The organism is Geosporobacter ferrireducens (genome assembly GCF_001750685.1).
Lineage (GTDB): Bacteria > Bacillota > Clostridia > Peptostreptococcales > Thermotaleaceae > Geosporobacter > Geosporobacter ferrireducens.
Genome location: NZ_CP017269.1, coordinates 4,216,765 through 4,239,419, shown reverse-complemented (window position 1 = coordinate 4,239,419; position 22,655 = coordinate 4,216,765). Strand labels below are relative to the sequence as shown.

18 protein-coding genes are annotated in these 22,655 nt (G+C 39.6%); all 18 read right to left on the bottom strand.

Annotated features, from left to right (window positions below; translation table 11 throughout):
• Positions 1 to 28 precede the first annotated feature (28 nt).
• Positions 29 to 727 (bottom strand): purine-nucleoside phosphorylase, encoded by a 699-nt coding sequence (gene deoD / locus Gferi_RS19965; RefSeq protein ID WP_069979629.1) that lies wholly within the window; start codon positions 725 to 727, stop codon positions 29 to 31.
• Between the two features lie 85 nt (positions 728 to 812).
• On the bottom strand, positions 813 to 1,445 hold the full coding sequence (locus tag Gferi_RS19960) for a YgjV family protein (RefSeq protein ID WP_069979627.1): 633 nt from the start codon (positions 1,443 to 1,445) through the stop codon (positions 813 to 815).
• Positions 1,446 to 1,669: 224 nt separating this feature from the next.
• A complete protein-coding gene (locus Gferi_RS19955) occupies positions 1,670 to 3,166 on the bottom strand; it encodes a glycine betaine uptake BCCT transporter (protein ID WP_069979625.1) in 1,497 nt (498 codons plus the stop codon).
• 419 nt (positions 3,167 to 3,585) lie between these two features.
• Complete coding sequence (gene mtgC, locus Gferi_RS19950) at positions 3,586 to 4,230, bottom strand: glycine betaine-specific corrinoid protein MtgC (RefSeq protein WP_069979623.1); 645 nt, start codon at positions 4,228 to 4,230, stop codon at positions 3,586 to 3,588.
• Between the two features lie 40 nt (positions 4,231 to 4,270).
• On the bottom strand, positions 4,271 to 5,698 hold the full coding sequence (mtgB, locus tag Gferi_RS19945) for a glycine betaine--corrinoid protein methyltransferase (protein ID WP_069979621.1): 1,428 nt from the start codon (positions 5,696 to 5,698) through the stop codon (positions 4,271 to 4,273).
• 45 nt (positions 5,699 to 5,743) lie between these two features.
• Positions 5,744 to 7,252, bottom strand: coding sequence for a glycine betaine uptake BCCT transporter (locus Gferi_RS19940; protein WP_069979619.1), 1,509 nt, complete (start codon positions 7,250 to 7,252; stop codon positions 5,744 to 5,746).
• 62 nt (positions 7,253 to 7,314) lie between these two features.
• Positions 7,315 to 8,235, bottom strand: a complete 921-nt coding sequence (mtgA, locus tag Gferi_RS19935) for a [methyl-Co(III) glycine betaine-specific corrinoid protein]--tetrahydrofolate methyltransferase MtgA (RefSeq protein ID WP_069979617.1) — start codon at positions 8,233 to 8,235, stop codon at positions 7,315 to 7,317.
• Between the two features lie 295 nt (positions 8,236 to 8,530).
• Positions 8,531 to 9,193 (bottom strand): glycine betaine-specific corrinoid protein MtgC, encoded by a 663-nt coding sequence (mtgC, locus tag Gferi_RS19930; protein ID WP_069979616.1) that lies wholly within the window; start codon positions 9,191 to 9,193, stop codon positions 8,531 to 8,533.
• Between the two features lie 21 nt (positions 9,194 to 9,214).
• On the bottom strand, positions 9,215 to 10,549 hold the full coding sequence (locus tag Gferi_RS19925; RefSeq protein ID WP_069979615.1) for a PocR ligand-binding domain-containing protein: 1,335 nt from the start codon (positions 10,547 to 10,549) through the stop codon (positions 9,215 to 9,217).
• 335 nt (positions 10,550 to 10,884) lie between these two features.
• On the bottom strand, positions 10,885 to 14,463 hold the full coding sequence (locus Gferi_RS19920) for an FAD-dependent oxidoreductase (protein WP_069979614.1): 3,579 nt from the start codon (positions 14,461 to 14,463) through the stop codon (positions 10,885 to 10,887).
• A gap of 20 nt (positions 14,464 to 14,483) precedes the next feature.
• A complete protein-coding gene (locus Gferi_RS19915; protein WP_069979609.1) occupies positions 14,484 to 16,238 on the bottom strand; it encodes an NADH-quinone oxidoreductase subunit NuoF in 1,755 nt (584 codons plus the stop codon).
• A 2-nt stretch (positions 16,239 to 16,240) separates the two neighbouring features.
• Complete coding sequence (gene nuoE, locus Gferi_RS19910; RefSeq protein WP_069979603.1) at positions 16,241 to 16,774, bottom strand: NADH-quinone oxidoreductase subunit NuoE; 534 nt, start codon at positions 16,772 to 16,774, stop codon at positions 16,241 to 16,243.
• 341 nt (positions 16,775 to 17,115) lie between these two features.
• Entirely contained in the window at positions 17,116 to 17,532 is a 417-nt protein-coding gene (locus Gferi_RS19905; protein ID WP_069979601.1) for a hypothetical protein, read from the bottom strand.
• 216 nt (positions 17,533 to 17,748) lie between these two features.
• A complete protein-coding gene (locus Gferi_RS19900) occupies positions 17,749 to 19,032 on the bottom strand; it encodes a LysM peptidoglycan-binding domain-containing protein (protein WP_069979599.1) in 1,284 nt (427 codons plus the stop codon).
• A gap of 155 nt (positions 19,033 to 19,187) precedes the next feature.
• Entirely contained in the window at positions 19,188 to 19,337 is a 150-nt protein-coding gene (locus Gferi_RS27730) for a CDIF630_02480 family spore surface protein (RefSeq protein WP_083273657.1), read from the bottom strand.
• 178 nt (positions 19,338 to 19,515) lie between these two features.
• Entirely contained in the window at positions 19,516 to 20,910 is a 1,395-nt protein-coding gene (locus Gferi_RS19895) for a sensor domain-containing diguanylate cyclase (protein ID WP_069979597.1), read from the bottom strand.
• Between the two features lie 147 nt (positions 20,911 to 21,057).
• Complete coding sequence (locus Gferi_RS19890) at positions 21,058 to 22,089, bottom strand: GerMN domain-containing protein (RefSeq protein WP_069979592.1); 1,032 nt, start codon at positions 22,087 to 22,089, stop codon at positions 21,058 to 21,060.
• A gap of 117 nt (positions 22,090 to 22,206) precedes the next feature.
• Positions 22,207 to 22,530 carry a hypothetical protein gene (locus tag Gferi_RS19885; protein WP_069979590.1) on the bottom strand — a complete coding sequence of 108 codons (324 nt, stop codon included), beginning with the start codon at positions 22,528 to 22,530 and terminating at the stop codon, positions 22,207 to 22,209.
• Positions 22,531 to 22,655: the final 125 nt, after the last annotated feature.

Genomic DNA, 22,655 nt, shown 5'->3' with positions numbered 1-22,655 from the left:
AAATCTTCGCTGCTCTTTCCATTTATCATTATGCCAGTTCTAAAGCAATCTCGATCATCTTGGTAAAGGTCTCCTGCCGCTCCTGAGCAGTAGTCAGTTCATGGGTAACAAGGCTGTCGCTAACAGTTAGAATTGTAAGGGCATCTACCCCAAACTTTGCTGCCAGGGTGTATAATGCCGTAGTTTCCATCTCAACAGCCAAAACCCCAAACTGGGCCCATTTTTTCCAGGTATCCGGTTCATCCCCATAGAAGGTATCCGAGGTTAATATACTGCCAACCTTCGCCTCGATTCCTTTGCTTTGAGCGATATCATATGCCTGTTTCAGCAGCTTAAAGCTTGCTGTTGGAGCATAATCCATGCCATTAAAGCGAAGCCTGTTGACACTGGAGTCCGTAGAAGATGACATCGCTAAAATTACGTCTCTTAATTTAATATTCTCCTGCATAGCACCACAAGTCCCAATACGGATTAAGTTCTTCACATTGTAGCTTGTGATCAGTTCATTCACATAAATAGAAATGGAAGGAATACCCATCCCTGTACCTTGTACAGATACTCTCTTTCCCTTATACGTTCCGGTAAAACCATACATCCCTCTTACTTCATTGTAACAAACGAGGTTCTCAAGCATCGTTTCGGCGATAAACTTAGCCCGCATGGGATCCCCTGGGAGCAATATAGTTTCGGCAATGTCGCCTGGTTTTGCACCAATATGTATACTCATTCTTAAACACTCCTTTATGCCGTTTTCATTTTCAAGATTCTACAAAACAGTTGAAAATCCTTTATTGTTTCATAAATTTCATAATCTATATGTTTTTTACTAGTATGACTTGATCCGCTACATTTGATTCAGTAAATCCCATTTTTTTCAAGTATTTCCGATGCACAGGGTTGATTGTATGGGTATAAAACTTCGTATATCCTTTGGAAAGAAACACCTCTCTTCTTTCTGTAAAAAAATATTTGCCAGTCTTAAAATCCCGATATTCCGGAATGGCAAAATCCACATCGATCCATAGAGTTTCTGCATTATAGTGGGATGCGATAAAGATACCTGCCGGTAGGAGATTCCTTAAAATATAAAAACCAATACTTTTTTCTCCGATATTCTTTTGAAACTCCGGAAAAAATCTTCTAATATCCTTTTCATAGTAATCCAGAAAATGCTGTAGGTATTTGTCATCCTTACCAATCTCCAAAATTTGAAAATATTCTTTTTCCGAATATATTTTATAAAGGTAATAAATATTGATAAAGAAAATGAACAGATTTATGATCCCTACAGGCAGTGCTCCGATGGAAAAGCCATAGACTGTAAATAGCGCAGAACCTACAAGATTATATAGGCGCAGTTTTACAATAGAGCTCATCAAAAGAGATATAGCTATCAAAACCGATGCAAGATAGCCTAACCATTCTAACCAATTGATATCTGTCATATTACCCTCCTTTTATAAACTTCAAATATAATTGCCTTATTTGGAAACTTTTAAGCAAGTATATTTATTATATCATATCTTGTTTTTTCAAAGTAACCTGATTCATTTTACAGTTATACTTAACACTTCTGGAAATATAACTGTTTTTTTATCTCTGATGGGGTAAAGTCCCTAAGCGATTATTTATTAATCTCTTAGGGACTTCTATGCTTAGATCCTTTATCTTAAAAGCTGTTCTCTTTATGGCGAATGCCTTGCTCTTGGCCAAGCTCCTTCATAAGAGATACCATACAGAAAATCATTACTATGGTAAAGGGAAATGCCGCTGCAATGGATGCTGTCTGCAGCGCGCCTAACCCTCCAGCCAGCATCAATACAAATGCCAATAAAGATTGAATTACAGCCCATACTACTTTTCTGCCCGTATTCGGATTCAATGCTCCATTAGCAGACATCATTCCCAGTACAAAGGTTGCTGAATCCGCTGAAGTAACAAAGAAAGTACATAGAAGTATAACGGCCACAAAGGAGAGAATGCCTCCCATAGGATAATGACTCATAACGACAAAGAAGGCTGTCGGCGTACTCTTAATCGCTTCTGAGGCTACATCTGGCCCTAAATTTATACCTAATGTGCCAAATGTAGCAAACCACAGAAAGGACCCAAGAGTTGGAAGCAAAAGTACACCAGCTATAAATTCTCGAATGGTTCTGCCCTTAGAAATCCGCGCAATGAAGGTTCCTACAAAAGGTGCCCATGCAATCCACCAAGCCCAGTAAAAGATTGTCCAACCACCCAACCAACTGCTGTCACCAAAAGCTTCCACGTAAAAACTATCTCTAATTAGATCCCCAAGATATAGTCCTAGCCCATTAGTAAATACATTAATAATCATTGCCGAAGGTCCGATCAAGACTCCTAATAACATCAATAAAGCCGCCAAAGAGAGATTAATATTAGAAAGCCACTTGATTCCTTTGTCAATTCCAGTTACTGCAGACAACATAAACATTATTGTAATAATGGCAATAATAGAAATTTGTATAGGTATATGATTAGGAACTCCGAAGAGATGACTTAATCCACTATTGATTTGAAGAGTGCCTAGACCTAAAGATGTCGCAACACCTGCTACAGTTGCAAAAATAGCTAGAATATCAATTGCATGACCAATAGGACCTTTAACTCCTTTTTCTCCTATAAGCGGATAAAAAACGCTGCTGATCAAGCCCGGCTTATTTTTTCTAAATTGGAAGTAGGCAAGTGCTAAACCCATAACGCTATAATTTGCCCAAGGATGTAATCCCCAGTGGAAGAAAGATTTTTTGATTGCAAAATCTGCAGCAGCAGGCGTACCTGCTTCAATTCCAAGGGGTGCCATAAAGTGATTGAGTGGTTCTGCCACACCCCAGAACACAAGGCCTATGCCCATCCCCGCACTAAACAGCATAGCAAACCACGAAATATAAGAATACTCCGGTTCTGAATCATCCGGACCTAACCTTATTCTGCCATATTTGCTAAAGGCTAAAACCACTGAAAAAACCACAAAAGAGAACATCGATAAAAGGTAAAACCATCCAAATTTATCTACCAGAAAGTTAAATACTCCCGCTGAAGCTCTGCCAAAGCCCTCTGAATCCAGTATACCCCAGAGAACAATGGAGAACACAACGAACAGTGAAATAAAGAACACTTTTTGATCCTTCTGCTTCTTCATCGTTGTGCCTCCTCTAACAATAAAAAATGTTTGTTCTTAATATCGATATTTAAATGAGAAACTTGATTTTATTCGGGACGATACACCGTCCCGAATATGAAGTGGGCAGACACCCAGGTCTGTGCCTACGAAAGAAAATAGGTTATATTTAAAAGGCGTATATCTATATAGATGTGTGACTGAGAAAGCTTACTTATCCATCCAAGACCGTAGGGGCAGGCCTTGTGTCTGTCCGCTGCATTTTCGGGAGGACCACAGCTCCTCCCCTACCATGATCTAGGACTTAAATCGGGTTGAATGTTAAATGTCCCAGTCACACATCTATATACTGCTAAAGGTCTGAACTCAGATATATCCAAGTTCAGACCTGCAAATAGCGTACTGCGGTTCGATCATTTGTTTATGGGCATTTAAGTTATTTAGATGAAAATCTGCTTACAAAGTTCTACCGCTTCATCTGCGGTCTCTGACCAACCATCGGCTTTAATTTCATTTGCCCATTTCTGGTTGGTTGGACCACCGCCAATAATTACTTTATATTTATCCCTTACATTTTTTTCCTCTAGGTAGACAATTAAATCTCTTTGGGCACTCATGGTCGTTGTTAGCAGTGCACTGGCTGCAATAACCTTTGCACCTACTTCCTCAGCCTTCGCTAAAAAGTCTTCCGGTTTCTGATCAATCCCAATATCATAAACTTTAAATCCAGCAGCAGTAAGCAAAGCGCCTACAATGTTTTTCCCAATATCATGGATATCCCCTTGAACAGTTCCTAATACAATTTTTCCAACCTCTTTAGCTCCTGTACTCCCAAGTTCTGCTATTGCCGATTCAAGAACCGCTAATCCCGATTTCATCGCATCTGCAGCCATCATGACATCAGGTAAAAAAGCTTCTCCTGCCTTCCAACTATTTCCTATTTCCTCAATTCCTTTGATATATCCATTTTGAACAGCTTCTACCGGATTAATCTTCTCATCTAAAACCCGTTGCGCTAACTCCGCAGCTAAATCTTCATCCCCATCAATCACAGCTTCTTTGATTTCTTCAAAAATTTCTTTCATAAATTTTTACCTCCCATTGAAAATTTGTATTTTATTCAAATTACTTGAGTAACTCCTTTGATTTCATTTCTATAAAATCCTCCACTAACTGATTGACTTGAGGATCTAACTCAGGCGGCACATAATTAGCAAGGACATCTTGCCACCGCTTGTTTGCACGTTTATTCGCATCTAATCCTTCCTTTGACCAGCCGTCATAAGATTGTCGATCACTTAAATCCGTTCTGCGAAACTCTATTTTATGATTTTTCTTCGTATGTTTTTGTGTCAAGAAATGACCCCCTGGACCAACCTGTTTAAGCACATCGAAAGCAAATTTTTCCTCATCAAAATCAATTCCTTGAAGATACCGCAAAACCATGCCTGCAATTTCATCATCAATCATAAATTTCTCTAAAGACATAGCCATGAAATACTGCAAAATTCCTGCAGTGTGCAGTACGAAGTTAATTCCGGTCGTACTGGCTGCCATAAGCGTCATCATAGATTCATAACCTGCCTGCCCATCAGCAATCTTCGCATCTGTCAATCCTCCGCCTCCGCGGGATGGTACTCCATAAAATCTAGCCATCTGGGCGCTAGCAGATGTAAATAGTGCACATTCCGGATTGCCAATAGATAAAGAGCCCGTTGCCATGTCTGTTATAGCGGAAGTAGAGCCATAGATGACCGGAGTCCCTGGATGAATACATTGAGCCAAGGTAATTCCTGCCAATACCTCAGCGTTTTGAACAGCCAGTGCCCCTGCTAGTGCAGCGGGTCCGGTTGATCCCGACATTACCAGTGAAGCGATCACCATCGCCTGCCCTGCTTCTGCATACGCCATTAATGCACCCAGCATACGGTCATCATATTTTAATGGTGTAACGGAATTTATCAAACAAATCAATGCAGGTTTCTCTTTAATGACCTCTTTACCGCCAAATAGCAGTGCTGCCATCTCAATGGAATCTTTAGCTTTTTCATAACCGGATGCACTTCCCATAAAGCATTTATCTGAATTTACAATATGACTGTACATCATTTTTAAATGTCTGATCCGATCATCTATGTCGGTAGGTTCTACAACATTTCCACCGGTCATGTGCAAGTTTTTACTAGCGCCTGCTAATTTTACTATGTTGTTATAATCCTCCATCGTTGCGTTTCGCTTCGTCCCATCAGATTCATGAATAAAGGGAGCACCATAGCCTGGCATGAAAATAATGTTTTCACCGCCACAAATCAGATTATTTTCTGGATTTCTAGCATGTAAAGTGAACTTTGACGGTGCTTTGTTCACCATCTCTTCTACAAATTCTCTTTTAAGATACACACGATGGCCTTCTACTTTTTGACTAAAAGATTTAAATACTTCTATTGCAGGCTCATAAGAAAATTCAATGCCTATTTCTTCAAGAATTCTCATTGTTTGATCATGAACGGATTTGATTTGTTCTGGCGTTAAAATATCAAATTTAGGTAGCACAATGAACACCTCTCTTTATTTAATAAAATCTTTTTTCTACATTTTCTATACATTCTTTGATTCTTCCTCATAATCCTCTTTCAGTGCTTTATAGATACTAAAACACATGACAAGCATAATGAGCATAAAGGGAAAGGCTGCCGCAATGGATGCTGTTTGTAAAGCTTTTAATGCGGCGGTTCCCCCTACTAAAATCAGCATGATGGTTATCGCTCCCTGGGCAATTCCCCAGAATCCTCTCAGTTTCTGACTGGGATTCATATCTCCGCCAGAGGTTAGCATGGCCAAGACATAGGTTGCTGAATTGGCTGCCCCAATAAATGAAACTACAATCAATACAATTGCTAATGGCGCAGTAAGGAAATAAAAAGGCATTTGTTTTAGCGTTGCAAACAGTGCCGTGGTGTAATCAGCATTTACTGCTGCCTGGATTGCTCCACCTGATAATTTATCGAGATTAAAAGCAGCTCCCCCATAGATTGCCAGCCAGATAAAAGAAAAGCCAACCGGTAGTAATGTAACCGCAATAATAAATTCCCGAATGGTACGTCCTTTGGAAACACGGGCTACAAACTGACCAACAAAAGGAGCCCATGCAATCCACCATGCCCAGTAAAATACTGTCCAACCGTTTACCCAATCAATGTTATCCATCCATAAGGTTTGACCTACAAAATTTTGCAGATATGCACCAAGAGCACTGGTAAAATTATTTAATATATAGACCATTCCACCGAATAAGAAAATAAATATCATAAATCCAACAGAGAGCCAAATTTTCAGATTAGCAGCTGCCTGCATTGCTTTATGTAATCCTGAAACAGTGGCTAAGGTAAAAATTACTGTCATGAATGCAATGATTATAGAAATTGTCCCTGGCGTTGATCGAATTCCCCATATGTATTCCAGACCTGTAGCAATCTGACTGGATCCAAGACCCAAACTGGTAGCTACCCCAAATATGGTAGCAAACACCGATAGAATATCAATGGCTTTTCCGATAGGCCCATAGATTCTATCACCGATCAACGGATAAAAAGCTGAGCTGATTAAGAAAGGCAGACCTTTTCGAAATTGAAAGTATGCAAGTGCTAAGCCTCCAATAGCGAAGATTACCCAAGCATGAATTCCCCAGTGAAAAAACACAATTCTCATGGCTGTACTCATGGCCTCTGCTGTGCCGCCATCTCCGATCGGCGGCGCCAAGTAATGCATGATCGGCTCAGCAATAGACCAAAATACAAGACCAATACCCATTCCCCCTCCGAAAAGCATAGCAAACCATTGAAAATTCGTAAATTCCGGTACATCATCCTCTTTCCCCAACTTGATCTTCCCATAAGAGCTGACAGCAATTCCAAAAGCTGCCACAATGAAAACAGCTACCGATAATAGATATAGCCATCCAAACTTTATAGTCAGAAATGCAAAGACCTTGTTCACCACTTCACTCATCTGTACTGGAAAAAACATACCGAAAGCCACAAACAACAATGCTATACTGGCAGAAGTGTACAATACTGTACGGTTTGATGAATTATTTGTGTTTGACATAATATTTCCCCCTTTCCAATATACTTTTTTAAAATCCATTGAGCGAAATTTTTTATGTTTTATTAAAAGATTTTTAATAGCGGATGCTGGTTAGTCCCCAATTTGGTGCCTGTCAATTTATTGGTATACCCTATGATTCCATCCGTAGTGGCAACCGCACGATATACCCATGGTGCATTCATCATCGGTCCGTATAAAATAAAATCTGCACCCTGTGTAACAGGATAAGTAAAAACAGAAGCACCGGCTGCTTCAAAATAGGGTGAACCTTTTGAACGCATTTTTTTCCATAGATAGAGTGCATTTGATGATGCACAACCTCCCGGATATCCAAATTGTTCCTTGATATCATAAATGGCTTTTGTGGTCCAACTACTGCTGGCAACATCCAAAACGCCGGGATCAATCAGGAATTTTTCAATTCCGGCTCTCTTTGCTGCCTGAATTAGACCTTCCTGTTTATCATCTCCGGTGAGCAATTCTACTCTTTTTGCAGGTTTTAAATGTTTTTTGCTAAAGGCTAAAATTACTGCTGCTTTTACGCCGCATTCCTTTATAGCAGCAAGTTCCTCTTCCGTGTAGTTTTCTTCGATAGAATTATAGACGATTCTGTTGATCACTGACGCATCCTTTGCAAAATTTTTCAGGGCTTGTATACGGACCTCCGGGCATGCACTGTCAAAGAGTATCGGTACATTCGTATATTTTAAAACAAACTCTGCATGTCTTGTTAATGCCTCCACCGTGTCTCCAATGACATCTATGATTCTTGGGTTGCCCGTTTCCTCAGATAATTCAGCCTCTTGATCTAATAGTGCTCTGGCAGCAGCTTCATCAAATATACCTTTTTCAGAATCCTTTACAATTTTGTGTCCACGATAAAACATACTCCCAATCAAAACGGTAGGATATTCTCCCGGCTGCCCACCTACCTTCACGCCGTCAATGTCATAAACGAATTGATCTGTTGAGAATCTAAACATCAGTATTCACTCCTTTGCTGTTAATAGGGGTTTCATTTCTTAGACTAAGCGTACGCTATAGATTTAATTACTGACAGAATTGTCAAATAATTTTCTGATATAATCATACTAAAGATCCTTGTTGAATGTCTCTGGATGATTGATATACTTTTCGGTAATTTCTTGCCCATTCGGATTATCTCATTGATAAGAAGCAAAAAGCCAAAGACTTTATATGCAGTATAGGTATCGATACTGCATATAAAGTCTTTGGCTTCTATTTTTAATATTCCTTTAACCGGCTGCAACCAGCATATTATGCAATAGTAAAAAAATCTTCTTTTCCGGTTATTAAATCTTTAACCACCTCGATGGCCCCAAATGAATCTGATGCATAAGCATCCGCTTCAATAGCTCTTGCAAATTCGGATGTCACCGGTCCCCCACCAATCATGATCTTAACCTGATCTCTCAATCCCTTTTGTTTTAACATCGTAACCACTTCTCTCAGTTCTATCATGGTGGTCGTTAGTAATGCTGACATTGCCAAAACATCTGGCTTGTGGATTTCAACTGCAGAAATAAATTCAGTGGTTGGAACATCTATTCCCAAATCTATAACGGTATATCCCTCACCCTCCAGCATCATGGCGACCATATTTTTCCCAATGTCATGTAAATCTCCTGCTACAGTTCCAAAAACAATTACACCTTTTGTAACCTGATTAGAAATGGTCAGACTAGGGCGCAGCGCATATAAACAAGCATGCATTGCCCGCGATGACATTAAGACATCCGGTATAAAAATTTCGCCTTCACGAAACTTTTGACCAATAGACTTCATCATTGGCAGCAAACCCTGTTGTATGATATTCTTAGGGTTTATCCCACAAGATATGGCATGCTCGGTTTTCTCCTTTACCAATTGAGCATTCCCCTCCCATAATCCCTGTTGTATTTGATCAATGATATCATTCATATTCATACCTCCTCTAAGCACTTATGCCTTGTGCCTAAATTGTGTAGGAGACATTCCCTCATTCCGGCGAAATACTTTGGAAAAATAACTCCCATCACAATACCCTAACTTTTCAGCAATATCATCGATCTGATATTGTGGATCCCGCAATAACTTTTTTGCCTCTTCTACTTTCACCTTTGTTACATAATCCATAACCGTCATATTTTGATTTTCCCTGAAAATCCGACTAACATAATACGGGCTGAGATATACAGAAGCAGCAATTTCTTCGAGCGCTAAGTTTTTATGTGCATTATTTCTTATGAATTTTTTTATTTCTTGAATAGCCAGCCGATTCTTCACTTTATTATTTCGTTGAACGGCTTGCAAATAACGTTCTAATGCTTTTACTGCCGCTAAATCAATTTCTTCAATACTGTCAAATCTACTCACATCTTGTAAAAACTCAGTGCTTATCCCTAGTGCTTGGTTTGAGTCGGCACCACCTTCAACAGAAGCTCTGGATAATATAACACCTAATTCCAGGACCCTCGCTTTGATAACAGGGAGTTTAGCTGCACCAATGATAAAAATCTCTGCTAATAATCCTTGAAAAATTTTTTTTGCATTCTCTATATCACCCAGTTTGACTTTGCTGACCAATTCGCGCTCTTTCTCAAGCGAATAGTTTAAATTTGAGGTTTGGGCACTTAGCTTTTCTTCTAATGATTTTCTGTTCTGTATTTCTTCATTCAATAGAGATTGTTGCAATGCAAGTTCTTGTCTATGACGAAGGTTTTCCCATCCGGCTTCCATAATATAATTGGCGGTTACAAAGAGTAAATCTGCAGCACCTTGTACCTGATTGCCCGATATTACCTTTAGATCTTTCGCAGCATTAAATAATGGGTAGAAATCATCTGTCAATGTTTTGTTCATTTCTCTTAACTCAATCCAAAAAAACTCTTCAGGCTCCCACATTAAAACCTGTCCACATATTATCGATCCCAAGTGCTCTCCACCAATAATGATCGGTGCCGCCCATTCAATCAATCCAGCAGGACATCTGAAAATATATGGTTCACCAAATATGGCAGCTTGTTTTCCCGCTCTGGCATAAGCCCCTCTACAGCGCTGAAGTCCTTTATTTTGCTGTAATTGCCAAATCAATTGGCAAAACTTGCAATTCTTTTGAGCATCTGCTTTGGAAAAAATGGATCTTCCTTTAATATCTACTATATTTGCAGTTAACCCAGTAGCTTTTGTAAAAGCATCTAAAATCTTTTTCAGTACATTTTTATCCACCAGCTGCAGTAGGTTTGTTCTACTGGAAGCGTTATCCTCTTGCCACTGCTCCTTCACTTCTTGACTCATGCCATCCCTCCCTACTTAATCAACTGATATTTATTCATACTTAAATTGAAATATTATTCTATACTATATATATATATGAAAAACTGCTTTTTTTACAGGTACAATCTTGATGTTTTCGGTATAATCATGCTTTTTTAATTAACTGATAGAATTTTTAAAATAATCATTATTAATTAATGTTATTATATAATTGGAATGTTCTCTAAGTCAATTTTTATCCATTGTGATACACTTATTCAAAAGTTTTCATCTTATTTTTAAAATTTTGGCCCGATGAAAAAATCTACCTTTCATGTAGTTTTTTCATCGGGCCTGATTTTTGAATTCTCTATTTTTTATAAAAGACTTTCCTGCTTCAGTATATTAATAAACCTTTTTTCCATGCAATCTATGCTTTCTTTTTTATCAAAAAGCCTTCCTTCCCCAACGGTCTGCAGCTTTGCTTTTTTATCTTCAAAATGATATCCGTCTGTATACAGTACGTGACTTTTATTCACTGGCCAGAAGACGCCCTTGCTGCCAGTCTTATTGGCTTTGAAATATTCAGGCACACTTAAGGTAATTTGTTCAAAAATCTCCTCAGGACTTCCATACTCTATATTGTTACATAAGGCATTGGCCAGCTTAATGATTACCTGCCAATTTTCTAAACTGCATAGAGGTGGTATGGCCTGCTCTAATTTTTGAATCTTCCGCTCTGCACTGGTAAAGGTCCCTCTCGATTCCGCAAAGCTAACACCAGGCAGTACTACATCTGCCTTTTCAGCTGTTTCTGTCAGATATACATCCTGTACCATCAAAAAGTTTAAGGGTGTCAAATCTATTTTCGACAAATCTTCTCCAAACACCAGCAGTCCTTTGATGCTTCCTTCCTGAATACCTTTCTCAATCTCATTCGCGTCTTTATCGATCCCTAGGTCTACTAACCCCTGACTGTTATTTTTGGGTTTCAATTGAATAATTCCGCTTCTCGGTTTGCCTATATGTCCAGACAATACCGCTATATTGGCTATCATTTTAGCCGCATCAGCCGTTAAAAAATTTTGATCGAAGACAATCATCGCTTTTTTTGCATTTCCATAGATCTGTGCAATTTCTTTTACGGTTTCCCTTACAACAATATTATCTAAAGATTTTTTAAGTTCTTCAAAGCCAATAGCCTGATCGTTTTGGAATTTAACGCCTCCATCTATCACTGCTTTAACCATTTCCTTTAAGAATACAATATCATTTTCAATCCTTACTTTTTTGTATGCCCACTCGTCGGCTAACGAATCAAAAGGATTGATGACAATAAGCTTTGCTCCCTGTCTTACAGCCTTTTTAATTTTCAGCCCTATAATTGTGTGATCCCGCATAATGTCTGATCCAATTAAGAGAATCGTATCTGTTGCCAGCAACTCATCAAAAGTATTCGTTGATGCATCGTATCCCAGAACATCTTTAATTCCTCCTGAAACACGACTAAAAGAACATGTATTTTCTGTATTTAGAACTTTCTTCCCTAACTGCGTTGCAAGATAGATCTCTTCGTTAGTATATCGATCTGAAATCGACAATGCCAATGAGCTGCTGCCATAGAGCAAAGATAAGCTCTGTGCTTTTTTCGCTGTATAAAGTACTGCCTCTTCCCATGATACTTCCTGCAATACCCCTTCTTTACGAACAAGTGGCTTGGTAATCCGCATTTCTTTTTGCCCTACGTCAAACCCGAATTTTCCTTTTACGCAGAGCAATCCTTCCTCCACTGTATCTTCTTTTACAGGCAGCGCCTTGACCAACAAATCTCCTTTTGTATTCAAATTCATATTACATCCAATGCTGCAGTATGAACAAACCGTATTTGTTTGATGTGTTTCTACAGGAACGGATTTTGGAATTTTAAGTTTTTCCTGCAAGGCACCTGTAGGACATACGCTAATACACTGTCCGCAGGAAATACAGGAAGTCTCTTTTAACGGCATATCCAATGCAGGCTTTACAATGGCATCAAATCCCCTGTCAACGAGCCCTAAAGCCCCTACACCCATCACCTCGTCGCAAATTCTGACACATAGCCCGCATAGTATACATTTATCACTGTTTCTGCTTATAAATGGATGTCCATCCTCTATACTTCTTTTATGCACTTCACCTGACAATCTTTCCGGTTGTACGTGGTATTGATTTGCGTAATGCAGCAGTTTGCATTCAAAGACATCATGACAGCCGCATTCCAGACATCGCATGGCATCCGCTCTTGCTGCTTCCTCACTGTAACCTGCCACTACCTCTTCAAAATTTATTTTTCGTACTTCAGGGGATAAGTGAGGCATCTCTGGTCGATATACTTTTTCCCGTTCTGCAAAATCTTTCGGGCTCAAGTCATGTCGTTCTACATAGAATGGTTTTTGATAAGGTATGATTTCCCCTTCTAAGTACCTGTTGATTACTTCTACAGCCTTTTTAGCATCTCCAACGGCTTCAATGGCTATTCCCGCTCCATTATTAACAGCATCCCCACCGGCAAAAACACCCGGTAAGTTGGTTAAAAAACTGTTTTCATCCGCAGCAATCGTCCCTCTATCCGTTAGCATTATGTTTTCAAAGCCTTTTACCTCTGCCATCTGTCCAATAGAGGCTATAACAGAATCTACTTCGATAATTTCTTCTTCTCCATCAATGGGAACCGGGATTCTTCTGCCGCTTTTATCCGGTTCTCCCAACTCCATTTTCTGCAGTCTTATCTTTGATACTTTCCCATCATTGCCAACAATCTCAATCGGTGCTACTAAAAATTTAAAAGTAATTCCTTCTTCTTCAGCCTCTTTTATTTCAACTTGAGAAGCCGGCATTTCTTCCTTCGTTCTGCGGTATAGGGCATAAACCTCCCTTGCACCAAGTCGAATGGCCGTCCTGCAAGCATCCATTGCAGTGTTTCCTCCTCCTACCACTGCAATTCGATCTCCTGTTCTAATCGGTTGGTTGATTGCAAACTTGGTCAAAAACTCAATTCCGCCAATAACCCCTTCAAGGTCTTCACCAATACAATTTAATCTTGCACTTCTCCATGCACCAATAGAAATATATACTGCGTTAAAATGCTCCCGTATGTAACTTAGATCTACATCTGTGCCGACTCTTATGCTTGTCAGCATTTTTACACCCATTTTCTCTATGATACTTATCTCTTTGTTCAATACTTCCTTTGGCAAGCGGTACTGTGGTATTCCATACCGCAACATCCCACCTAATTCGGGCATGGCTTCGTAGACGGCTACTTTATGGCCCTCCTTTGCAAGATAGTAAGCTGCCGTTAAACCTCCCGGGCCTCCGCCGATTACCGCAACCCTCTTCCCGGTAGATGGCTTGACTTCCGGTATGAATACCTCTTCACTTTTTAAATCAATATCTGCAACAAAACTTTTTAACCAGGCAATAGACACAGGCTCCTCCAACAGCTGGCGTCTACAGGCTGTTTCGCAGGGATGAGGACAAATCCTGCCAATGCTTGCAGGCAGCGGAAGCTGTTCCTTGATGAGTTCCAATGCTTCTCTGTATTCTCCGTTAGCAATCAAACCTACGTATCCTTGACAGTCGGTATTTCCAGGACATGCTAATGTACAAGGCGCTTTGCAATCTCCCACGTGATCTGATAGCAGAAGCTCCAATGCCATTTTTCTGGATGCCTTCACCCGATCTGTGTCGGTCTGAATAACCATCCCATCACAGGCTTCGGCGGCACAGGCCCTCAATAACCTGGGATTCCCTTCAACCTCTACTACACACATCCCGCAGGAACCATAAACCGCCACCCTCTCGTCATAGCAAAAGGTTGGTATTTCGATGCCATGCTCCTTTGCAACTTCTAAAACTGTCTGGCCTTTTAGTCCTTTTATTTCTTTACCGTTTATATTTAATCGAATGTACGGCATATATTTCCCCCTTACTTTTTTTATTCAATTTCAACTGCATGGAAACGACAAACCTCATTACACTTACCGCACTTTACACATTTTTCTTTTTCAATTTGATGGATTTGCTTTCTTTCGCCGCTTATAGCGTCTGTAGGACAATGCTTTTTACAAAGGCCACAACCGACACAGTTTGCTCCGATAATTTTATAATATATTAAGCTGCTGCATTGTTTTGCCGGACATCTTTTATCATAAATATGCCTTTCATATTCTTTACGGAAATACCGAATGGTGCTCAATACAGGATTCGGTGCAGTTTGTCCAAGACCACACAAAGACCCTTCTTTTATTTGTATTGAAAGCTCTTCCAGCAGTTCAATATCTCCATGCTTCCCTTGCCCATCGCAAATTCTATTTAATATTTCAAGCATTCTCTTCGTTCCTACTCTACAGTGTATGCACTTTCCACAGGATTCCTTTCTTGTAAAATCTAAAAAGAAGCGTGCCATATCTACCATACATGTGGTCTCATCCATTACCACCATTCCTCCGGATCCCATAATGGCACCTGTTTTCATGATGGATTCATATTCTACCGGTGTATCTAATAAGTCTTCAGGAATACAGCCTCCTGAAGGTCCTCCCATTTGAATAGCTTTAAACTGCTTGTCATTTAGAATCCCACCGCCAATATCAAAAATGATTTCTCTAAGGGGCATTCCCATAGGAACCTCCACAAGGCCTCCCTTTTTTATCTTTCCGGTAAGGGCAAATACCTTTGTGCCCTTGCTTTTTTCTGTTCCAAGTGCGGCATAGGCCTCACCCCCATGGGTTAGAATCCAAGGCACATTTGCAAAGGTCTCAACATTGTTAATGTTGGTAGGGTTTTGCCAATAACCTTTCTGTGCCGGAAAAGGCGGTTTTAGGCGAGGCATACCCCTTTCCCCTTCTAAGGAAGCAATCAGTGCTGTTTCTTCTCCGCATACAAAAGCACCGGCACCGGCTTTTATCCTTAATTCAAAATTGAATCGGTTTTCGCCAAAAAGGTTGTTTCCTAACAGTCCTTTCTCCTTTGCCTGCTGGATCGCCTTTTCCAGCCGGACAATCGCCAGGGGATATTCTGCCCGCACATAGATAATTCCAATTTCTGCACCTATGGCATATCCGCCAATGAGCATTCCTTCAATTAAGCCGTGGGGATCTCCTTCCAAAATACTGCGGTCCATGAATGCACCGGGATCCCCCTCATCCGCATTACATACAATATATTTAGGGCTTCCTATAGACTGACGCGCGGCATTCCACTTGAACCATGTAGGAAACCCTGCACCTCCCCGTCCTCTCAGTCCTGAAATTTTTATTTGCTCGATAACCTCTTCCGGCGTCTTATGACGGATACAGTTTTCAATGGCTGCATATCCTCCTCGATTGATATACTGATGGATTTCCTCAGGATTAATAATGCCGCAGTTTCGAATGGCTATTCGCTTCTGTTTTTCCAATATATATTTGTCCTCATGATCCATTCTATACTGGTTCGCACCATCTTTTTCTATAATCGCCTTAGATATAATTTCACTTACTTTTTCCGGTGTCACCTTCACATATGTACTTTTAATTCCCTGAGCATTGATCATATCAACAATTGGTTCCAGGTAGCACATGCCGATACATCCCGTGATCTGCAAATCAATATTTAGTTTGCGTTTTTTGATTTCATTTTCTATTTCAGCGTATACTTTGCCTGCCCCTGCTGCCATACCACAACTGCCAAATCCAACAATCAATCGCATGCTTATGCCCCCTTTGACTCCATATGTTTATTTCGAAGCTCTTTGATGAGTTCCCTCGCTTTTGTTGGCGTAAGATTGCCATAAGTCTCTCCGTTAACCATCATTACAGGAGATAAGCTGCAGCAACCCAGACAGGCTACATTATTTAGTGTAAATAATAAATCCTCTGTTGTTTCTCCTTCCCGGATGCCTAATTCATCACAGAGGGCAGCCTCAACACTTTTCGCTCCATTTACATGGCAGGCGGTACCTTGGCATAGCATGATTAAGTATTTACCTATAGGTTTTAGTCTGAATTGGGTATAGAAGGTGGCTACGCCATATACCTTGGCAAGCTTGGTATTCGTTTGCTCCGCAATATAATGCAACACCTTCATAGAAAGATAACCATATATCTCTTGGGCCTCCTGTAATACAGTAATCAGACTGCCCGGTACACTCCGGTATTTTTCCAATATATGGTCCAGTTTTTTTACGTCAATTCCGGATGCATTAGCATCCTCAACTTTCTTACCTTTTCCCCCACAACACTGCATATTCTCAACTCCTTATTAATATTTATCAATCTTTTGGCTTATTTCCAACCAGGATTTGCTACATAAATGCTCGTTTAATCCAGCTATATTGCTTATTCCCTGCATCTCATTTTAAAAATTCGCATAATGAATAATTATTTATTATATCATAGATTTCACTGAATTATATTACTATTTTTATTATTTGATAATTTTGATCATTTTTTGCCTATAAAAAGAGCGTCGACGACAGCAAAGCTGTCTGAGCACCTTCTTAAAGGCGGCAGGGGATTTCATCTACAACCCCTATTATATAAAAGAGACCTCCATGCAAGGATGGAGATCTCTTTTCCTTTAAAACCTTAAAATCCAAATCCTGGAAATCCAAATCCCGGACGACCAAAACCAGGTCTTCTGAAAAATGGTCTTCTCCAAATAGCCGATAGCAGCAAGAACCAAAGTAGTAAGCTGCTACCTCCAAACTGTGTTGTCTCTACCGTTCTACTGGAAGCGGCAGGAGCATTGACGATAAGCATATTTTTCACCATGGCAATTCTCTCTCTTACTTCTGCATTTGAAAAGCCTTCCATTTGTCCCATGAGTTCCAGGTTCTTAATATGTTTATCGACAACTTCCTTGGATACCTCACCGCGAACCCTCATAATTTCTGACATGATTTGTCTTTCAGATGCTCCTTCATATTGTTTCATATATTCTTGGAATTTTTCAGAATGTGTCTGCTCCATAGTGATAGGATTTAATAAATAACCATATTCCATTTTGTCTTTAACCTCCTTTCAAAATTTTATCCCTTTGCATTGGTAGTATATGTCCCAAAGGAAATTTGGTTTCATAACCATATCAAATTTTCACTCTTGTCCTTTACCTACTATACAGTATGCGTTTGGAAAGACAGGTGTTACATAAATAAACGACAAGAAATAAAAACCCCCATATCTGTATAAGACATAGGGGAAATGTAAAAATAAGATAGATTACAAAACTTTTCTCACATCATACATCGCACGCAGCACTAGCCAGTTCTGCGGGAAGTATCTACCGATGGTCCAGTAGCTTACACCTCCAAGATTATATTCATTCACCAGTCTAAGCTTCGCCTCAATACTTCTAGCATCCTCGAACCAAACCACACGCTGTCGCCGCTGCTGATCATAGTAGTTGTAGAAAGGAGACTGGGCTATTGTGTCATATTGTATAGCAGCACCGACTCTTATGGCTTGTTCTACTGCACCCACATTAGACAAAGTGGTAGCTCTTGATCCAGGTGTAAAAGGCAGCGTCCACTCATAACCGTAATTCGGGATTCCCATCAATATCTTCTGTCTTGGGATTGCTGAAACTGCATAATTTAATACTCTTCTTACTTCATTCAGCGGTGCTACGGCCATTGGCGGACCAAAGGTATATCCCCACTCATAGGTCATTAAGATCACGTGATCCACTAAAGCGCCATGCACCGGATAATCATGGGCCTCATAGAGAATTCCCCTTTGCTCAGCAGAGATCTTGGGAGCAAGCGCTGTTGTTACGGTATATCCCTGGGGCCGCAATCTGGCTGTAGCTCTCCTTAAAAAATTATTATAAAGCTCTCTGTCTTCAGGGTAAACGTATTCAAAGTCAATATCCAGGCCATAATAGTTTTTCTCACTTAAGGTTGTTAGAATATTGGTCAACAATCTGTCCTGAACTTCTTCGCTGCTCAGAATGGCCCTTGCTACATCACTGCTGAATCCGCCTTCTGCCTCCAAGTTAGTAATTACCATCAGCGGTGCCACATTGGCTGCTCTGGCAGCCTGAATTAAGGCAGTATCATTTTCGGGAGCTCTTAAAGTCCCATCTGGATTTACCTCATAACTGAATATGCTAAGATAAGTGAGGTTTGGTAATGTTTTTTGGAGAACTTCCATACTGATATTGGGATATGCATATCCATTTACCTCAATCGTGCCTAGCCTGGTCGTTCTCGGAGGTATAATAATCACCTGTCCGGGAAGAATTCGTGCCGGGTCTGTAATCTGTGGATTTGCAGCAATCAGTTGATTCATAGTTAAACCATACTGCAGCGCAATACTGAACAAGGATTCCCCTGCTGCAATGGTATGTGTTCTCGTTCCATCCAATACTACGATAGTTTGCCCTACCGCTAGTCGGCTCGGATCAGCAAGCTCATTGTCTGCTATTATTTTAGTATAGGAAACACCATACTGACGGGCGATCGAGTATATACTGTCACCAGGTCTTACTACGTGAATAATCACGAACATCACGCCTTTCTTCGCTTTAGTACCAATATATGCGCAAAGCCCCAAGGCGGATACTAGGCTAAAGACATCTCTTCGGGCATCCTGTACAAAAAATTAATTAAATAAAAACTAAAAGTCATATCTCTTTGCAAGATATGACTTTACAAAATCTATTTTTTATTTTCTTCTACCCATTCTTTTGCCTCCACCACAGCTTTTTCACTGGGTACCGTCACATGGGTTTCCGGATCCCAACAGGCCTGCTCAGCCCACGCAGCAGTTTTTTCTGTACCGATACTTTTCACTTTTTTGTCTGTCATAATCTTTCTCTCCTTTCAATAAATGATTCTCAGAGCCACTCCGATATATACATGCAGGTTTTCTTGATATTTATTATCATTTACTACCCTGCATCCAAATCTTTAAACGGTATATTCTCAGTTTTTCCAATGAATACAATATTCTTTAGCATAAAAACAGGACAATCCTATCCTATTTCTATGCTGTATGTATACTATAAAATTGATAATTGTTCTTTCCTTTCTTTTTGACTGCATACATGGCATCATCAGCTTTTTTGATAAGGGATTCAATATCTAACCCATCCATAGGATATATACTAATGCCTATGCTGGGGCTCACATAAATGGATCTCTCCTGAAACTGAAAGGGGCTTGCCAGTTCTTCTAAAATTCTTTTTGCTGCCTTTTCCGCATGTTGTATTGAAGTTATCTCCAACAATACCATAAACTCATCACCGCCAATACGGCATAGAATATCATTCTCCCGGAAGATTGCCCTTAATCTCTCCGCAACATCTTTTAGCACAACATCCCCAACATCATGTCCGTAAGTATCATTAATTTTCTTAAAACCGTCTAAGTCAATAAAGAATATCGACATCTGCTGCTTTTTTCGCTTTACCCGTTCCAAAGCCTCCGTTACACGATTATTAAAGTGCACTCGGTTTGGCAGCCCCGTCAAAGGATCATGAAGGGCCATCTGGATCATTTTATCCTCTAATTTCTTTTGTGGCGTGATATCAATCAGCACACCATCAATTCTTATCAGTTTATTCGATTCATCCTTAACAAGAGATCCCCTACTCTGTACCCAGCGATCCTCCCCATTCATAGTAACAATTCGGTATTCAACGGGCTTCATGTCTCCCAAGAGCTGCTTATGCATTTCTTTGCTGGCATAAGATAAATCAGATGGATGTATAATGCTTCTCCAGCCTTCTTTGTTTTTGATGAAATATTCGGGAGATCTGCCGCTAAGCTTTTCAATATTTGGAGAAAACAGCATCCGCCCCGTTTGAAGATTTAGAGACCAAGTCACTACATCCGTATTGTTTAAAATACTATTCAGCTGCTGCTGCCCTTCTTCTGCCTTATCCAAAAGTTTTTTAAATACAGCAGTAACTATAAGTAGAAAAATAATTAAGAAAGCATCAAATAACAGGAGAAATGCAAGACTTTGAGGATCAGCTCCCGGAAAAATCTGTAGCTGATATTTATTAAAAAAATATAATGTGGCAAGACACTTTAAAAACCCGGAAAGAACAATGATTCCTCGCTCCAAATATAAAGCACTGAGTATTACTGCCAACCAGAAGAGCATATAGCTGACCAAGGAAAGATGAGTAAGTGTTAAAAAAAAAGTAAAGCAAAAAAGAAAGCAAATCATAAAATACATCGTAAGTACAGGTCTTTTTTTATTTCGTACCAATATAAAAAGAATGGCTGCAAAAATTACACCCACAGAAAGGGATACTATAGAAAAGTTTCGGTAAATCAATAGATTCAGACTAAAGTTTGCTAGATACAATACGGATATGTACGTCAGCAATAATCGGTTACGCCCATGAATTAAGTGATTTCTTAGAAACATACGCTCCTCCTCCACCCTCTACAGTACCCAATTATCTAGCTTGTCCCATAGCATTCTTAATACCTTTATTATACATGAAAAGGATTGCGCTGTCTTTATGCTTTGTGAAATCATAAACAACAAAAAAACCTGCCGAAGCAGGATTTTTTAATCACCATATCTCTTAGCTTTTTCAGGACTTACTGTAAAATATTCTCCTTCCCTCATTTCAAAATGTCCCGATTGATAGGGTTTCCCATCCACCCGGATCATCACTTTTCTTACATTATAGTTGGTTCCAAAAGTGTTGACAATCGCATCTAGAATTTGTCCCTCACCATAAGCGCCAACATTCATCTCTTGTACCAACTCTTTGGAAAAATCAACCGTTACCAAATCCTCATTTGCGTCCCGACCTATTTCATTTATCTTGGTATTCTGACTCAGCGGCGCTATAATATCTTTATCCGGTGGATTTTTCATTTGTGTTTCAAACACTTTTTTGATATCTTCATTGGTTTTAATATCAATATTTCTTTCTACATAAATCTGCTGCTCCTGAACCACATCAGGAAAAAATAGTGTCATGCTATGCTCTAATGGTTGATTCTCAATGATACGTTCCAGTTCCGTAATGACTTCAAAATCCGTTGACTGAAATACTGATTTGACATGCCCAATATTGGCTACGTAATAATCCAGCTGTTTTGTGCCTTCTCCCATAATTGTGACGACTTCCAAGGCTTTATAAGTACCTGAAGGCGTTTTTACTTCCACATCTACTCCTGTAATGCTGCGCTCCATTCCATCAGGTAATTTCCAAGAAGTTCCTTTTTCTAATGGTTCCATTAAGAGAATTTCCTTGTTTCCTTCCACATCTGCTGTTATATCTTCAAAGTGATAATGTTCTTCTCTAGAGATGGACCTGCGAATCTCTCCTCCTTCGATTTCTATAACTTGAGCCATGGTCGTTCCGGGATTGATTACACGGAGCTGAGCCCTATTTCCTCTTATATAGTCAAAATAAACTTGTTTTTCAGCAAATTCATTACCTTCTCCACCATAAATATATAGTGCATTTTCTACAAATGGATAATAATCTTTAAGTGTATAATTTTTTTGTTCCTCTTCTGCAGGGGTCTGCCCTCTGCATCCTGTTAACAAAATAAGTACAAAAAAGAATATCAAAATTTTCTTCATAGCTGCACCTCACCTTCCGTTGATTTTTCGATATATTCTATTGTACCCAAAAGTATGCATCATTAGCGATTTTTTTCATTTTTTCTGGGCATTTAATAACACAGGCTGTTTTCTTGCCTATATTTCCTTTAATTCATTGATAATTTGTCCGATATCAACATTCCCTTCCGTCACAACTGCTTCTCCAAAGGCCACAATAGGTGCCTGTGTTGTCTCATCACTCATAAGCTTAAAAATCTGCGGATATTTCTCCAGCGCGGGAGAAAATATATTAATAAACTTCATGGATGCTACTTTATCAACCAAACCCTCCTCTTTAATTGCATTTTTTAGATCCTGAATATCATCCATAATTGTTCTGGTTGCTTTGCAGCTTTTAGCACAGCTACAGCCACACCCTGCTTGCCTCGCAGCAAAAATATTGATGTCTACTCTATTCATATTGGTTTCCTCCAAGTTTTTTTATTATATCATTCCTTCAAGCACATCTACAGGCAGCCTACGACTAATATATAGATGTATGTCTATATATATTATGATATAGCATAAGCTGTGTGTCAATGCAT

Excerpts from the sequence above, each read along its gene's own strand:
- deoD (WP_069979629.1), bottom strand. The coding sequence starts at position 727 with ATGAGTATACATATTGGTGCAAAACCAGGCGACATTGCCGAAACTATA.
- Gferi_RS19960 (WP_069979627.1), bottom strand. The coding sequence starts at position 1,445 with ATGACAGATATCAATTGGTTAGAATGGTTAGGCTATCTTGCATCGGTT.
- Gferi_RS19955 (WP_069979625.1), bottom strand. The coding sequence starts at position 3,166 with ATGAAGAAGCAGAAGGATCAAAAAGTGTTCTTTATTTCACTGTTCGTT.
- mtgC (WP_069979623.1), bottom strand. The coding sequence starts at position 4,230 with ATGAAAGAAATTTTTGAAGAAATCAAAGAAGCTGTGATTGATGGGGAT.
- Gferi_RS19940 (WP_069979619.1), bottom strand. The coding sequence starts at position 7,252 with ATGTCAAACACAAATAATTCATCAAACCGTACAGTATTGTACACTTCT.
- mtgA (WP_069979617.1), bottom strand. The coding sequence starts at position 8,235 with ATGTTTAGATTCTCAACAGATCAATTCGTTTATGACATTGACGGCGTG.
- mtgC (WP_069979616.1), bottom strand. The coding sequence starts at position 9,193 with ATGAATGATATCATTGATCAAATACAACAGGGATTATGGGAGGGGAAT.
- Gferi_RS19925 (WP_069979615.1), bottom strand. The coding sequence starts at position 10,549 with ATGAGTCAAGAAGTGAAGGAGCAGTGGCAAGAGGATAACGCTTCCAGT.
- Gferi_RS19920 (WP_069979614.1), bottom strand. The coding sequence starts at position 14,463 with ATGCCGTACATTCGATTAAATATAAACGGTAAAGAAATAAAAGGACTA.
- Gferi_RS19915 (WP_069979609.1), bottom strand. The coding sequence starts at position 16,238 with ATGCGATTGATTGTTGGATTTGGCAGTTGTGGTATGGCAGCAGGGGCA.
- nuoE (WP_069979603.1), bottom strand. The coding sequence starts at position 16,774 with ATGCAGTGTTGTGGGGGAAAAGGTAAGAAAGTTGAGGATGCTAATGCA.
- Gferi_RS19905 (WP_069979601.1), bottom strand. The coding sequence starts at position 17,532 with ATGGAATATGGTTATTTATTAAATCCTATCACTATGGAGCAGACACAT.
- Gferi_RS27730 (WP_083273657.1), bottom strand. The coding sequence starts at position 19,337 with ATGACAGACAAAAAAGTGAAAAGTATCGGTACAGAAAAAACTGCTGCG.
- Gferi_RS19895 (WP_069979597.1), bottom strand. The coding sequence starts at position 20,910 with ATGTTTCTAAGAAATCACTTAATTCATGGGCGTAACCGATTATTGCTG.
- Gferi_RS19890 (WP_069979592.1), bottom strand. The coding sequence starts at position 22,089 with ATGAAGAAAATTTTGATATTCTTTTTTGTACTTATTTTGTTAACAGGA.
- Gferi_RS19885 (WP_069979590.1), bottom strand. The coding sequence starts at position 22,530 with ATGAATAGAGTAGACATCAATATTTTTGCTGCGAGGCAAGCAGGGTGT.